Origin of the sequence: Ekhidna algicida, assembly GCF_051379705.1 — a bacterium.
GTDB lineage: Bacteria > Bacteroidota > Bacteroidia > Cytophagales > Cyclobacteriaceae > Ekhidna.
This window is the reverse complement of sequence record NZ_CP179868.1, coordinates 3,630,531-3,645,765: the sequence shown is the minus strand read 5'-3', so window position 1 is coordinate 3,645,765 and position 15,235 is coordinate 3,630,531. Positions and strand designations below refer to the sequence as shown.

Annotated in this window: 15 protein-coding genes; 9 read left to right on the top strand and 6 right to left on the bottom strand. The window is 42.0% G+C overall.

Annotated elements, in window-relative coordinates; all coding sequences use genetic code 11:
* Positions 1–14: 14 nt before the first annotated feature.
* Positions 15–428, bottom strand: a complete 414-nt coding sequence (locus ACL8WY_RS16385) for a DoxX family membrane protein (protein WP_436515835.1) — start codon at positions 426–428, stop codon at positions 15–17.
* A 26-nt stretch (positions 429–454) separates the two neighbouring features.
* Between ACL8WY_RS16385 and ACL8WY_RS16380 the strand changes: the two genes are divergently transcribed.
* From ACL8WY_RS16380 to ACL8WY_RS16370, 3 genes are all read left to right on the top strand, one after another.
* Positions 455–925 (top strand): hypothetical protein, encoded by a 471-nt coding sequence (locus ACL8WY_RS16380; protein WP_436515834.1) that lies wholly within the window; start codon positions 455–457, stop codon positions 923–925.
* 66 nt (positions 926–991) lie between these two features.
* Positions 992–1,297 (top strand): tetratricopeptide repeat protein, encoded by a 306-nt coding sequence (locus ACL8WY_RS16375; protein ID WP_436515833.1) that lies wholly within the window; start codon positions 992–994, stop codon positions 1,295–1,297.
* Positions 1,298–1,332: 35 nt separating this feature from the next.
* Positions 1,333–1,707: a hypothetical protein gene (locus tag ACL8WY_RS16370; protein WP_436515832.1), complete on the top strand. Its 375-nt coding sequence runs from the start codon at positions 1,333–1,335 to the stop codon at positions 1,705–1,707.
* On the opposite strand, the gene pfkA is transcribed toward ACL8WY_RS16370, so the two are convergent.
* Both pfkA and ACL8WY_RS16360 read right to left on the bottom strand, forming a co-directional pair.
* Complete coding sequence (pfkA, locus tag ACL8WY_RS16365; protein WP_436515831.1) at positions 1,704–2,675, bottom strand: 6-phosphofructokinase; 972 nt, start codon at positions 2,673–2,675, stop codon at positions 1,704–1,706. The genes ACL8WY_RS16370 and pfkA overlap by 4 nt on opposite strands.
* Positions 2,676–2,686: 11 nt before the next feature.
* Positions 2,687–3,679 (bottom strand): ROK family protein, encoded by a 993-nt coding sequence (locus ACL8WY_RS16360; protein ID WP_436515830.1) that lies wholly within the window; start codon positions 3,677–3,679, stop codon positions 2,687–2,689.
* A 196-nt stretch (positions 3,680–3,875) separates the two neighbouring features.
* On the opposite strand from ACL8WY_RS16360, the gene ACL8WY_RS16355 reads away from it, so the two are divergent.
* The 6 genes from ACL8WY_RS16355 to ACL8WY_RS16330 all read left to right on the top strand — a co-directional run bounded on the left by ACL8WY_RS16355 (position 3,876) and on the right by ACL8WY_RS16330 (position 11,663).
* The gene (locus ACL8WY_RS16355) at positions 3,876–3,989 is read left to right on the top strand and encodes a hypothetical protein (RefSeq protein ID WP_436518072.1); all 114 of its coding nucleotides are present in this window, start codon (positions 3,876–3,878) and stop codon (positions 3,987–3,989) included.
* A gap of 117 nt (positions 3,990–4,106) precedes the next feature.
* Positions 4,107–4,511 carry a TerB family tellurite resistance protein gene (locus ACL8WY_RS16350; protein ID WP_436515829.1) on the top strand — a complete coding sequence of 135 codons (405 nt, stop codon included), beginning with the start codon at positions 4,107–4,109 and terminating at the stop codon, positions 4,509–4,511.
* Between the two features lie 175 nt (positions 4,512–4,686).
* Entirely contained in the window at positions 4,687–8,148 is a 3,462-nt protein-coding gene (locus tag ACL8WY_RS16345; protein ID WP_436515828.1) for an amidohydrolase family protein, read from the top strand.
* Between the two features lie 67 nt (positions 8,149–8,215).
* Positions 8,216–9,085: a helix-turn-helix transcriptional regulator gene (locus tag ACL8WY_RS16340; protein WP_436515827.1), complete on the top strand. Its 870-nt coding sequence runs from the start codon at positions 8,216–8,218 to the stop codon at positions 9,083–9,085.
* 99 nt (positions 9,086–9,184) lie between these two features.
* Positions 9,185–10,309 (top strand): acyl-CoA dehydrogenase family protein, encoded by a 1,125-nt coding sequence (locus ACL8WY_RS16335; protein ID WP_436515826.1) that lies wholly within the window; start codon positions 9,185–9,187, stop codon positions 10,307–10,309.
* A 67-nt stretch (positions 10,310–10,376) separates the two neighbouring features.
* Entirely contained in the window at positions 10,377–11,663 is a 1,287-nt protein-coding gene (locus tag ACL8WY_RS16330) for a M20/M25/M40 family metallo-hydrolase (protein ID WP_436515825.1), read from the top strand.
* A gap of 4 nt (positions 11,664–11,667) precedes the next feature.
* Here ACL8WY_RS16330 and ACL8WY_RS16325 read toward each other — a convergent pair whose 3' ends face one another.
* The 3 genes from ACL8WY_RS16325 to ACL8WY_RS16315 all read right to left on the bottom strand — a co-directional run bounded on the left by ACL8WY_RS16325 (position 11,668) and on the right by ACL8WY_RS16315 (position 15,205).
* Entirely contained in the window at positions 11,668–13,092 is a 1,425-nt protein-coding gene (locus ACL8WY_RS16325; RefSeq protein ID WP_436515824.1) for a sensor histidine kinase, read from the bottom strand.
* A 425-nt stretch (positions 13,093–13,517) separates the two neighbouring features.
* Positions 13,518–13,970: a methyltransferase family protein gene (locus ACL8WY_RS16320; protein WP_436515823.1), complete on the bottom strand. Its 453-nt coding sequence runs from the start codon at positions 13,968–13,970 to the stop codon at positions 13,518–13,520.
* Complete coding sequence (locus tag ACL8WY_RS16315) at positions 13,970–15,205, bottom strand: amidohydrolase family protein (RefSeq protein WP_436515822.1); 1,236 nt, start codon at positions 15,203–15,205, stop codon at positions 13,970–13,972. The genes ACL8WY_RS16320 and ACL8WY_RS16315 overlap by 1 nt, the downstream gene beginning before the upstream one ends.
* Between the last annotated feature and the right edge of the window lie 30 nt (positions 15,206–15,235).

The window sequence follows — 15,235 nt, the reverse complement described above, 5'->3', positions numbered from 1 at the left end:
GCCCTACACATAATTCAATATCCTGTAGGCACCATACCCCAAAGCAAATAAATCGTCATAATTGAGATTATGAAATAAGTCGTAAGAGTTGCTGCACCAGCATAATCTTGTGCTATCCGTTGGCCAAAGAACAGTGCCAATATCGAAAGAGTCGATAGTTGTGCGCCAAGCAAGCCAATAGTGGCAGAACCATCCACTACTATCATGACCGCACCAACTGCGCAAAGCACGCCAGCAGAAACTTCAAGAAGAGTAATAAGCGGCATCATAAGCCCTACCGTATTCTTCAATGGACTTTTTGCAAAATGTCCGGTTAGCCATTCCTTGTTGCCTTTATAGTTGAATACCTTGTCCAGGCCAGACTGCAAAAACAAAATAGCCAGAAACGCAAGACATAGAATCGGTGCAGAAAGTAAAATTGTTTTCATAAGCTAGAATATCAAGTTGTCAAGATATGAAAAAGGCGACAATTGAGCTGATTCTTTATCTTCGTTTTATGTCCAGGTCGATCCGAAATATTGTCCTCATACTAACGTTGGCTGTTTTGCTTCCAATAGCAATTTTTTCGGCTATTGAAGTAGCTTCTTTAAATGAAAATGAACAGATGCTAGAGCAAGTATATCGGGAACAGCTCGATGGAATTATTTTCAGCGTCAATCAATATTCCGCCGATTTATTTGATTTCTACATTCAGCAAATCGACTATACATACAGTCAGGGAGGGATTGAATCATTGCAAGAACCAGATGCCATCAAAGGTAATCTGGCAATCGAACTAATCGCTGTAAAGCAAGAGAACAATCCAGCGACTGTTGTTGATTTTAATGATGAAACACTATTAGCCGGAGTTAACCTCGACAGTATTTTCCAATCCAACACTGAAGTAATTGAGAGATTCACTAATACATTCCATAAGTTTTATTAATCCTGTAAAGTAAACCTCAGGCGATTAAGCTCGTTTATAATAGCATTACTATCAAATAAAATAGTCATGCTTCTAAGAATAATAGTTTTACACATTTCATTCTTTTTCATAAGTGATCTAAATGCATCAACCGACTATTGGATACGGCAAGGAGATCGAGAATTCAGCAAGCAAAACATTGAGGAATCGATTGTTCATTATTCTAGAGCTATTGAAGAACGACCAAAACATGCCCTTGGGTATCTCAAACGCGCCATTGCATTCAGAGCATCCGGTCAATTTGTGAAGTATGCAGATGACATGCAAAAGGCGCTAAGACTTGATCCACAGTTCACAAAATCATATTTAGAAATCAAAAAAATCAATCGATAGTGCCCAAATAATAATTAACGCTAAACATCAAAGCCATGAAAACGAGAACACTAAGCAGAATTTTAGAAGGTATTTTCCTCTTCACACTTATTCTAATGATCTACATAATGTCAATTTTCTCAGCAAAGGGTCAGATGGTGAAAGAGCTGGCGACTCCTTCTGAGTTTATGCTTTCATATGCTAATGAGGAAAGCTTTACTCAAGAGCGAATGATGAATATGAACTTTCAGTTTTTCAATTCTCCCTTGAGTAGAAAGCAAGGTGAACAAAATGAGTCTCCCTACCTTCCTGAATATTCAATCGTCGAAAAGGAATCAATTAAATCCACGTTTAAGTTGCCAAAGATGGATCTAAGGCGAAGAAGAGCGAAAGAACATCAGGCACCTTCGTTCGTGATACCGTTCAATTAATTGTTCATGACTTCAACCAGGCGCATCAACTCACTGCTGATGGGCTTGGTCTTGCTTATCGCAAGTTTGAAACTCGTGTAAGTAACCTTGTCGTCAATGATGCCGGCCATTACATTGGATTTTCCATTGACTAACCCTTCTACGGCAGCCAATCCCAACCTGCTCGCCAGGATTCGATCTAGAGATGTAGGAGATCCACCTCTCTGCAAGTGACCTAATGTGGATACACGAATATCCAACTTAGGTAGTTTTTTCATTACTCTATTAGCGATTTCGTGAGCATTGCCTTGTTCGTCCCCTTCCGCTACAATCACAATCGCTGAAGTTTTTTCCTTATCTCTACCCTTGTTCAGGGTATCAATCACATCCTGTATGGTCGTAGATGTTTCTGGAACCATTACCAGCTCTGCACCTCCACCGATACCGCAATGGATCGCAATGTATCCGGAGTGGCGTCCCATCACTTCAATGAAAAATACTCGATCGTGCGAATTGGCCGTGTCTCGGATCTTATCGATTGCTTCGAGTGCGGTATTAACCGCCGTATCAAAACCGATGGTGTAATCAGAGCCATACAAGTCATTATCAATGGTACCTGGAGCACCAATTGTTGGAATACCATATTCTTCATAAAAGATGTTGGCACCAGTAAAGGTCCCATCACCGCCAATAGCTACCAATCCCTCGATACCTCTAGCCGTGAGCTGCTCGTAAGCTTTTTTACGTCCTTCTTTTGTCCGAAAATCCTCACTACGCGCCGACTTCAGGATGGTCCCTCCTTTTTGCAGAATATTGCTTACTGAATAGGATTTCATCAGATACATATCACCGCTGATGATTCCATTGTATCCGTATCGGATGCCATAAACATTTAATCCAAGACTGAGACCTGACCGAACTACCGCACGCACACAGGCATTCATTCCTGGCGCATCTCCTCCCGACGTAAAAACTCCAATATTTTTCATTTTACTAACTCTTAATTTGCTCCAGCTGAGCTATCTAAATATTTCCATACAAGACTGGATGCACCCAAAATCGGGGCATCATCATCCTTGAGTCCTGAGGGTTGCAGTTGAATCTTCTTATCAAGAAACAGTGGCATTAGATAATGCTCCATATTTTCCTGAGCGGGGATGAAGATGTGATCACCAGCCTTGGCCAGGCCACCTAACAAAAATATAGCCTCAGGGTCAGTATGAACGACAAAATCTGATAATTTCATACCTAATACTCTTCCGGTATAATTAAATGCCTCAATGGCTATTTTATCACCTTTTGCTGCCGCTTCAGTAATAGTGCGTGTGCTCAATTCATCAAAACTTATTGATCTCAAAATACTAGGCTCGGTGTAGTCGGCAAGTAGCTTATACACTGTGCGTCTTATTCCTGTTGCACTCACATAAGTCTCCAGACAGCCACGCTTTCCACAGGCACAAAATCGCCCGTTTGCATTCACCAAAGTATGCCCCAGTTCCCCTGCAAAGCCATGCTTACCATAAACCAAATCGCCGTTAATTACAATCCCGCTGCCTAGACCCGTGCCAACAGTCAGAACCACAAAGTCCTTCATTTTTTTTGCTTTTCCATAGACCATCTCGCCTAGAGCTGCTGCATTAGCATCGTTGGTCAACACACACTTCAGTCCAAAGATCTTTTCAGCTTCTTCTGCAAAATTAGAAATCCCCTTCCAAGGCAGGTTTGGTGGATTTACTATGGTTCCTTGATGGTAGTTTCCATTTGGAGCTCCCACTCCTATACCGATGGCATCATCAAGGGGATGAATCTTTTCTATCTCATTTTTGAGCGTACGAAGAAAAGAACCATAATCAGGAAACTGTTGTGTTTTGATTCTGGACTGAGCTAAAATATTTCCATCTCTATCGGCAATTCCAAACTTGGAATTGGTACCACCGATATCTATACCTATGGCTAGTTTCGTCATGCCTTTTTCTTCATATTTATCGATCATCTACAATATCTCAAAATAATGAATAAAAGCATTACCCATCACAACCAAAAAACTAAAACTAACGCAAACGGTTGCGAAGATGAGAAGCTAGGTATATCATATGTTTACAAAGCTAATTTGAAGCATTGAGAATGGTTTTTTTTGTATGGAGAACATGTAGGTCACTTTCTATTTAAAGCATGATCGCTTCGCCGAGATTCTTGATGCTTATCAATCAGGAACAAATGTCTTAGATGGCAGCATTATCAATGTCAATACTGATTTTGAGATAGGCCCGAAACAAACAGCGATTTTCGATCTGAAAAAATAAGGTTTGCGCTTTTCCTCATATGCGACTAGGCAAAATATCTAGCCTAGTTGTAGTAATGTCCGTCATATAATTATCAGTGAGTTTTTTGTCGGTTTGCATTACATAAAAAGTAATAATATGAACGACAAAGAAAAATTTAGAATTATGATCCAGCTCGCGCTGGTCGATAATCAATTTGAGGACGCTGAGCGTGATTTTATTCACTCGCTTGCAAATAAAAGCAGCCTCTCTTCAGAGGAACTTGAAGATATCATTCAAGAGGAATTGCAGAAAAAAAATCATGAAGTGGATCTTAACACCGATCTGGGCTTTGATGCTAAAATTGAAATCTTAGCAGATATAGTTCGTGTGATGAAATCAGATGGTAAAGTCTATCTCAGTGAAATCAAGTTTTGTGAGATGATTGCCAAGATGTTTGGGTTCAAAGAAAAATCCATTGGAATGTTATCCAAGATGCTAAATCATGATGGCTCAGCTGACTGGCCAACCTTGAAAGAGAAAATGCAAAAGCTGAAAAGCTAACCTAATATTATTTGAATCTCATTGGGGTACCACCCCCCTTTTCTTCTTTCCAGTCCTACCAGAGTCCATCTCATCTTCACTCACCTCGCGCTCCTCCAATCTCCACTCGTGTAACTTCTTTCGCTCCTGCTATTATTTTAGAATATATTGGCTCCAACTAAAAATCCTAAAGTATATGCGAAACCTAATATTAGCGCTGCTCTGCTTGCTGAGCATTACTGTGTTTGCACAAGAGGAAGAAAAATCCGATGCTGACACAACCAAAGAAAAGAAAGCAACCAAAGAGTTGCCACTAGAACCTGAAAGAAAAATCCGACTAAATACCAAAGAAGGAACGTGGATTTCTCTAGATGTTCACCCTAATGGACAGGAGATCATTTTTGACATGATGGGTGACCTTTACACCTTACCAATCTCCGGTGGGAAAGCTACTCAAGTCACCTCAGGAATGGCCTTTGACGATCACCCAAGATATAGCCCCGACGGAAAATCAATCGTATTTGCTTCTGATAGAAGTGGATCCGAAAATATCTGGACGCTGGATCTTACAGATGAAGAAGCTGAGCCAAAGCAAATCACAAAGGATAGAGATAAATACTATCAGGCAGCAGAGTGGTCTAATGACGGCAACTACATCTTTGCTTCCAAAGGAATCAGAACATTGAAAATCCACATGTACCACAAAGATGGTGGTGGCGGAATACAAATCATCAAAAAGCCTGACGCTCTTCAGACAATAGAGCCGGCCTTCGGTCAAAATGATCGCTATTTATGGTTCTCCCGACGGTTTGGAGCATGGAACTATAACGCACAAATGCCTCAGTACCAGCTAGCCACTTATGATCGTGAAACAGGCGAAATCGCCGGACAAACCAATCAGTACGGTTCTGCATTTGCACCTACCCTATCATCAGATGGTAAATGGTTGGTATATGCATCCAGATATAATACTGAAACCGGCTTAAGAAAACGAAACCTGCAAACAGGAGAAGAAGACTGGCTGGCTTATCCGGTAAGAAGAGACGACCAGGAATCCAGAGCACGCTTGGGTGTGTATCCGGCAATGGCTTTCACTCCGGACAATCAGTCGGTCATTGCATCTTATGGTGGAAAAATCTGGCGAATTCCCGTCAACGGAGGCCAGGCTACAGAAATCCCATTTGAGGTAGATGAAGAATTGGATTTTGGCCCAATGGTGCAGTTTGACTACCCGATCTACGATAGCACAAAAATGATCGCAAATCAGATCAGAGATGCTAAAAGATCTCCGGATGGAAGCAAAGTAGCGTTCACTGTATTAAACAGACTTTATGTAATGGATTATCCGAATGGCACACCAAAGAGGGTAACTAAAAATAACTTTACAGAAGCAATGCCTGCCTGGTCTCCGGATGGTTCTATGCTGGCGTTTTCTACCTGGGAAGGAAACGAAGGACACATTTACAAAGTACGTGCGTCCGGTGGAAGAGCAACCAAATTGACTAATCAAGGAGGAGTGTACACCAGCTTGGCTTGGGACAAAAAATCCAATCGAATTGCATTCTTATATGGAACAGCTAAAGCTTATGATGATGCAATCGGCCCATTTGCGTTTAGAGCGCAGGAAAATATTGGGTGGATCAGTGCTGATGGTGGTAGCATCAACAAAATAAAAGCTTCCGGCGGACGAGACCTTCCGCACTTCGTGGAAAAAGACAATCGAATCTACATGTATCATGGTGGTAAAGGATTGATCTCCATGCGATGGGATGGAACAGATGAAAAGGAGCTCGTCAAAGTTTCCGGTATCATGACCTATCCGGCATTGATTCATGATCACAATATGCTTATGAATGGTGGGCCCTCTGAACCTCAGAGAAGACCCTCTAATGCTGAGTATGTGTTGATGGCCCCAAAAGGTGATAAAGCATTGGCGAAGATCAACAATGATGTTTATGTTGTGACTGTACCTCCTGTAGGTGCTGAGACCGTGAGTATCTCTGTTTCCAGCCCGGACAATGCAGCTTTCCCTAGCTGGAAGCTCACCACGTTTGGAGGAGAGTTTGCCCACTGGAACAAAGATGGCAACACCGTAAACTTCACCCTTGGAAATGCCTATTTCGCCTACGACATGGCTGAAGCTGAGCGAGTGAAAAAAGAACTCGAAGAGAAGAAGAAAAAAGAAGCTGAGGAGAAGAAAAAGAAAGAGGAAGAAGAAAAGGAAAAAGAGGAGTCTGATGAAGGAGATGAAGAAGGCGACGATTCCGAGGATGACGGAGAAGATGGTGGAGAAGACGGAGAAGCCAAGGATGAAGAAGCTGATGATGACGAGGAAGAAGACGAAGGATACAAGCCGAATGAAATAAGAATAAAAGTAGAAGTGAAGAAAGATGTACCTCAAGGCAGTATTCTACTGAAGGGTGCTCGCATCATCACAATGAATGGCGATGAGGTCATTGAAAACGGAGACATTCTTATCGAAAATTCACGGATCAAAGCTGTGGGCGCTTCGGGTAGCATTGATGCCGGAAGAGCTCAGGTAATGGACATGAATGGAAAAACCATCACTCCGGGTTTTGTGGATACACATGCGCACATGTGGCCAAATTGGGGTTTACACAAAAATCAGGTGTGGGTATATGCAGCAAATCTTGCGTATGGTGTGACCACAACTCGTGATCCTCAAACTGCAACAACTGACGTACTAACCTATTCAGATATGGTGGAGACTGGTGACATCCTTGGGCCAAGAGTTTACTCAACCGGCCCTGGTGTTGGTTTCTGGTATTACAACATGAAGAGTCTTAAGAATGCACAAAATGTATTAAAACAATACTCTGAATACTTCAATACCAAAACCATCAAAATGTATATCACGGGTAATCGTCAGCACAGACAGTGGATCATTCAGGCTGCCAAAGAGCAAAAGCTAATGCCTACTACTGAAGGTGCATTGGATATGAAACTAAACCTCACGCAGCTGATCGATGGATATCCCGGGCATGAGCATTCATTCCCAATCCACCCGATCTATAATGACGTGCTATCGTTGACGGCAGAAGCACAGATGGCGTATACACCTACCCTATTGGTTTCTTATGGTGGACCTTGGGCTGAAGAGTATTACTACTCTACCGAAGATGTACAGAACGATGCTAAAATTAAATTCTTCACACCAAAGCGTGAGCTGGATCAGAAATCCAGAAGAAGAGGAGCATGGTTCATCAAGGAAGAACATATCTTCCCGCGTCACAGTGAATTCGTCGGTGACCTTGTGAAAGCTGGCGGTATTGCCGGTGTTGGATCTCATGGTCAGTTGCAAGGACTTGGATACCACTGGGAACTATGGTCAGTACAAAGCGGTGGTATGCCTGAAATTGATGCACTTAAAGTGGCAACAATTCTTGGCGCCAAAGCCATCGGCTTGAGTAAGGACATTGGTTCGATTGAAGCCGGTAAACTTGCCGATCTCGTGATCATGGATAAAAATCCACTCGATAACATCCGAAACACAAATACGGTATCTCATGTAATGAAAAATGGACGTCTGTACGACGGAAACACACTAGATGAAGTGTATCCTCGCCAGAAGAAGGCGCCAGATTTTTACTGGCTAAAAGAGGGTCCGGACCAAATGAACCTACCTGGAGAGAAGTAATCTTTTCAGCAACTTAACCTGCGAGCCGGATCAGTTTTGATCCGGCTTTTTTAATTTAACTTTCACTATGCTTGTAGATTTATATTCTTATTTCTGTGAAGCTCCAGAATTGAAAAATAAAATAATTGGGACAGATTACTTATCCGCCGAATATAAATGTCCAATTGATGTAGAAAGACTTAAATTTTGGAATGAAATGCATCTTATTTCTTTCGTCATCTCAGGAAAAAAAGATTGGTTTGTAGATGGGGAAAAATTCGAAATGAATGGAGGTGATGCAGCTTTTATTACCAAAGGTGTGTACTCAACCAAACAGTATTTTGAAGTTGATCATTGCGTTATAGTTTTCATGTTAAATGATAAATTCATAAAGAAGTTTTTGCTAGAGTATGAATCACTAAATCTACCGAGGGCAGATTTTAAAACGCATCAAGCGATTTATGCGATTGATATGAATGACAGCCTTAAGTCCATAATTTTTAGCGTCAGCAATTACTTAAAGCAAGGAAAAGAAGTACCACAAGAACTTGTTGAGATCAAATTCAAAGAACTATTATTCAACCTCCTGATTGATCCTAAAAATACCGCATTGGGGAAGTTTTTTTGTGCTTTAAGAGATTCGGATCGATCCAATCTTGAATCTATAATGAACAAACACTTTCAATTTAATCTCTCATTGGTAGAATTCGCTCGGCTGTGCGGCAAAAGTCTTTCAACATTTAAAAGAGAATTTCAAGAGCACTTTCATCAGACACCTGGCAAATGGATTTTAGATAAGAGATTAAATTATGCAAAAACCCTTTTAAAGACCTCTTCACTTAACATCAATGAAGTTTGCTATGAAAGCGGGTTTAAGAATACTACCCATTTCAGCAAAGCATTTAAAAACCACTTTAGACTCACCCCCGCACAGTTTAGGAGAGACAACTCGTTGTAAGGCCTTGGCCCTTAGAGCAAACATATTGGACATATAAGAAAACGCATCCATTTAATGTTAGTCGATTTTTGCATTATAAACTCAAATCGAAAACAAATTATGGCAGCAGAACAAAAAACATTTAGCGATTGGAAAACGCTAACTCATAGTCTAGGTAAAACATTTGCCAAAAGAGCCGAGAAAAATGATGAACTAGGTGAGTTCGTAAATGAGAACTATTCTGAATTAAAAGCCCACTGCTATTTCTCCATATTAGTACCCAAGGAGTTCGGAGGTGCAGGTTTATCATATGAAGAAGTGTGTCAAGTCATTCGTATAATAGGATACTATTGTGGTTCCACTGCGCTAGCATTTTCTATGCACCAGCATTTGGTAGCCGCAACGGTCTGGAAGCACATTCACAAAGGTGAAGGTGGGCCACTTTTACAAAAAGTAGTAGACAACCAACTTGTGCTTGTAAGTACTGGGGCTCGTGATTGGCTTGCTTCGAACGGAGAAATGGAAAAGGTTGACGGTGGATATATCGTTAATGGAAAAAAACACTTCGCCAGTCAGTCGGCCGGGGGCGATCTAGCAATAACTTCCGCTCCCTACTATCAGGAAGATGGGACGTGGAAAGTACTTCATTTTTCCGTACCTCTATCAACCAGCGGCGTCTTCATATTGGACGATTGGCATGTAATGAGCATGAGATCAACCGGGTCTCAAACTATCGAGTTTAAAGATGTATTTGTTCCAGAATCATCAATTGCGCTGGAAAGACCCAGAGATGAATTCCACCCTGTATGGAATTTGGTGATTACAGTAGCTATGCCATTAATTATGTCTGCATATGTGGGTATCGCCGAAAAAGCTCAACATATTGCCATTGAAATAGGGAAGAAGTATGGGAGAAATCAAAAGCACCTCCCGTATATCATTGGAAAGATGAACAACAATTTGCTAAGTGCGCAAACTCAATGGAAAGCTATGTATGAACGTACAAATAACTTTCAATTCAATCTAGAAAAGGAAATAACAGGAGAAATGGTTTCATTGAAAACCAATACGGTTGATGCATGTATTGCTACAGTGTCTCAAGCAATGGAAGCCATTGGAGGACAGAGCATCTACAAAAAAAATGAACTCGAAAGATTATTTAGAGATGTTCAGGCAGGTCAATTTCATCCAATGCCAAAATGGGATCAATATGAATTCACTGGAAGTATTGTGCTTGGAAAATAAGAATTACTTAATTCAAAGCCGGATCAAATTGATCCGGCTTTGCTATTTTTAATAAAAACCTAGACCCGTGAATTATCGAATTATCCTTTCCTTAATCTTTCTCATTGCCATTAGCGCAATTCAAGCCCAGCTTTCGAAGAAAGAAAAGCAAATCATCTCCATCATTTCTGAAAACAATACAGAAGCACTGGAATTTCTGGAAACCAATGTAAACATCAACAGTGGCACGATGAACTTTGAAGGGATTAAGGCCACAGCCGACCAGATGGATAAAGCCTTTCAGGAAATTGGGATGACTACCGAATGGTATGACATGCCCGAAGAAGTAAATAGAGCCGGTCATCTGTTCGCTGAAAACAAGGGCAAGAAAGGTAAGCGATTGCTTCTCATCGGACACCTTGACACGGTATTTCCAAAAGACAGCCCTTTTCAAAAATGGGTGCGGCAAGACAGCATTGTAATGGGGCCAGGTGCCAATGACATGAAAGGTGGAAATGTAGTCATGCTGTATGCATTAAAAGCGCTGCAGGAAGCTGGAGTGCTGAAAAACACGCAGATCATTGTAGCGCTACACGGTGATGAAGAAGCCTCAGGCAAGCCGATAAGTGAAAGCAGAAAGCACATCATCGAGGCAGCAAAAAGAAGTGATATCGCCTTAGGCTTTGAAACTTCTACGGGCTTTAACAATGCGACTATTGCCCGCCGTGGATCTAGTGGATGGTCATTGAAAGTGAAAGGAGTTCGAGCGCATTCGTCCGGCATTTTCAATGAACAAGTGGGTGCCGGTGCCATTTTCGAAATGTCTCGCATCCTGCACCAATTCTATACTGATGTAAAAGGTGAGCAATACCTGACTTTTAATCCAGGTGTTATTTTAGGTGGAACCAAGGTTGATTTTGATGAGGTACTCACTAAAGGTATGGCTTTTGGAAAGACCAATGTGGTAGCTCAGGAAGTAGTAGTAAAGGGTGGTTTACGGTTCATCACTGAAGATCAGAAAGAACGAGCCCGTGAAAAAATGCGAGCGATTGTAGCTAATAATTTGCCGAATACCTCCGCTGAAATCACCTTCATTGACAGCTATCCGGCCATGCCACCAACCGAAGGAAACAAAGCCATCTTAGATGTTTTAAGCAAGGTGAGCGAAGACATGGGGCACGGCAAAGTAGAAGCATGGGATCCCGGAAGAAGAGGTGCCGCAGACATCTCTTTTGTCGCAGAGTATGTAGATGGTGTAGATGGACTGGGAACCATGGGAAGAGGAGCACATACTCCTGATGAATATCTGGATCTTAGAACCTTTGAAGCGCTCACCCAACGAGCGGCTATTCTGATTTACCGATTGACCAGATAGCTAATTAGTAAAAAGCTGAATCAGAGGGTTCAGCTTCCTGAACTTGATAATCAGCACTGCACACCGGGAAAGCCATCGTAAAGGTGGCCCCTTCCCCCAATTTGCTTTTACACCAAATTCTTCCTTTCATTAGTTCCACGTGCTTTTTAGCAATGGACAGTCCAAGACCGGTGGAACTCTCCCCTGCTGTTGGTCTTGCAGATAATTTTTTATATTTCTTAAAGAGCAACTTTCTTTCCTCATCGCTAATGCCTGACCCATTGTCCTCAACTTCAATGAAAACCCTTCTATTTTTTATTGAAATCCGAACATCGACATTCTCCCCCAGTGGCGAGAACTTTATGGCATTTGACAGCAAATTATCAATCACGGAAATGAAGTAATCGATATTCACATTCACAAAAACTTCTTGTTCATCTGAATGAAATTTTAAGGCGATATCCTTTTTGTTAGCCACATTCTCCATTTCATAGACCATCGTGGAAATGGGACGTACAATCTCTGTGGGTTCGAGCTCAATGGTGAAGTCTTCTGACTCCATTTTCTGTGTATCTAAAATGTTAGATATCATCTTCAGTTGACGCTCAACAGATTCATCAATAATATTCAGGTATTTCTGTTCGTCTGAACCCAGTTTTCTGCGATCGAATAAATCTACAAACCCTTTGATGACTGCTAGCGGTGATTTCAGGTCATGTGCTACAATAGCAATAAGGCTATTCTTTTCACTGTTAAGCTCAACCAACATTTCATTTCTATTATTCAGCTCCTGGGTTCGAATACTTACTTTTTGTTCCAACAGATTTCTGGATCTGTCGGCCACCGCTTCGGTCACTACAGCCATTGAAAGAATAGATTGGGCGAAAAATAGAAAAATACCAATAGTGAAACCTATAAGATCGAGCGATGACACCATCCGAAGAAATGGATAATCCATCATGTGTAGGTAGGAGATGAAAAAGACGATCACGAGTAGTTTCAGTGAAAATGAAGTCTCCTCTTTCTTTCTGAGTATATGCATGGGTGCATGAACCAAAGGAAACGCTGCACCAAAAATGATTGGAAAACATACGATTGTAAAGTTTGGAATGCCTGCCTTGACAAATAGTACAGAGCATAGAAGCCCAGCTATGTATGTGGTGAGGTATAGTCGCCAGCGAATATGAAATTTCCCAAGTGATCCCAATAAGTTAGCTACTGCTAACGTGGGAATGATCATCGTTCCTCCACCGATAAATACAATGCTTTCCATTGAAGCATTGGCCACTATTCCATTGCACATCAGGTTAAACACGATAGCTACCCAAACGAGAAATAGTTTTCTGAAAAGTGAATTATGCCGCTTAATCCATAGCGCTAATGTGACTACTGCATTCAACAGAATCATCGCGGCATAAAGCATTAGCAAGTTGCTCAGCGTATTGTCCATCCTTTAGGATTTAAGTGTTTAGATATCTCAAAACTTCTAATCACTAATGTATCAAGTGACTCAGAGGATAGCCTTGTTTGAGACGTCCATTCATGTATACAAATGGTTGTCAGTATCAATAAAGCGGGGGTATATTGATATAAAGTAAGGTGGACATCCACATCAAAGCGTCAGGATTGCAAGAAGCACTGGTGACGTAGCATAAGGCGCTTGCACCACTGCATAAGCCATTTACATCGCTGCATGAAGCACTTACATGAATGCATGAAGCACTTACATCGCTGCATGAAGCACTTACAACGCTGCATAATGATCTCGCACGGCTGCAATGACCACTTACATTATTGCATAAAGCACCGGATGTATTGCACAAGGCCATTGCAGGGCTGCACAAACCTCTTTAACATCTGCACAGAGATTTATTCTCAGAGCCACCTTCTCACACTTTGGCAATAGACCTCATACTCTTGCCCGAAGATTTTTCGGAGTGCCTCCTCTTCCGGCTTTATTTGAAAAGCCGTGAGATACCATACAAAAAAGCATATCCCAAGAACTGCTATTGGACTTCCAATTCGGATAATCCCACCAATAAGCACCAGAGCCATTCCGAGATACATGGGATTTCGAGTGTAACTATAGATTCCCCCTGTCACAAGGGCAGAGGCCTTATCCGGTTTGGTTGGATCCACCGTAGTGCCTTTTAGTCTAAAGGAAATAATGCCTGAAAAAGCTGTCAAGACGCCAATGGCAAGGAATACCCTTGAAAGTAAAGTTTGATAATCAAACGAGTACGCATATTGGGGGAAGGCATAATAACTGCCAAAGGATAGACCAATGCTCAGAAAAAAGATGACTACCGGGGGTATTTTTAGTTTCATTATTTATATTTTTTTCCGTCCTTCATTACCATCTCTACCTTACGAAGGTTTGAAATATTTTGAACCGGATCACCTGACACCACGATGATATCCGCCAAAAATCCCTCTTTTAGAATTCCTAGTTGGGCTAAGCCAAAGACCTGCGCATTCACTGAGGTGACAGACGTTAAAACGTCGATTTCACTCATCCCATAATCAACCATTAATTCCAATTCCTTGACATTTTCGCCGTGAGGAAATACGCCTACGTCTCCTCCGGCTACAATGGTAACACCGCTCTTTAGCGCTTCTTTCATCATTTGTCTTTTATTAAGGATCCTTTCCGGCTCAGGGTCTTGACCATTCCATCCATCAAAATACTGAGTGACCGAATGGGTTGCTGCCAACGTCGGACATAGTGCTACACCCTTCTCTTTCATGAGTTCCAAAACTTCCGGTGTGGCAGCTGAGCCATGCTCAATCGTTTTCACGCCGGCAAGTGCTGCCCGGCGCATGCCTTCAGCAGTAGCGGCATGAGCCACTACATCTCTCCCACTGCTTGCAGCAGTCTCCACAATCAATTTCATTTCTTCAATGGAAAAGGTAGGCATGGCTGCCTTGTCCGGTCCCCATCGGTAGTCTGCATACACTTTGATGAAGTCTGCCCCTTTACCTATCTGATCACGTGTCACCGTAATCAGCTGTTGGCCGTCTGCCGGTTCGGCACCTAGTGGCACATTAAAATCAGGGTGAAACCCCTTTGGCCCATAGCTTCCTGTTGCTACAATCGCCCGCCCGGCGACCAACATCCGTGGACCTTCAATGATTCCTTGTTCTATGCTTTGCTTGATGGCTACATCCGCATATCCTGCTCCCTCAGAGCCCAAATCACGGATAGTTGTAAAACCCGCGTATAGGTTTTTAGTCGCCATCTTAGCACCCCGGATGGCGCGCAGGCTTCTTGATTCTTTTAAGACCTGATCATTCCATCCCATCTCATTATACGGATAGAGTAATACGTGCGAGTGGCCTTCAATCATGCCAGGCATAATCGTTCCATTCGGAAAATCCATTACCTGATCAGCAGGCCCTAATCGATTGATAGGTCCAACCTCTACGATGGCATTTCCTTCAACGACAACTCCCCAGTCTTTCTGCATTGTGGTGCCATCAAACAGACGACTGGCCGTGATTTTTGTGCGCTGTGCTTGTATATGTGAAGTAACAATTAAGAATAACAGGATCAATATTCGCATGCTCATGTGTATTTATAATCGAAGATAACT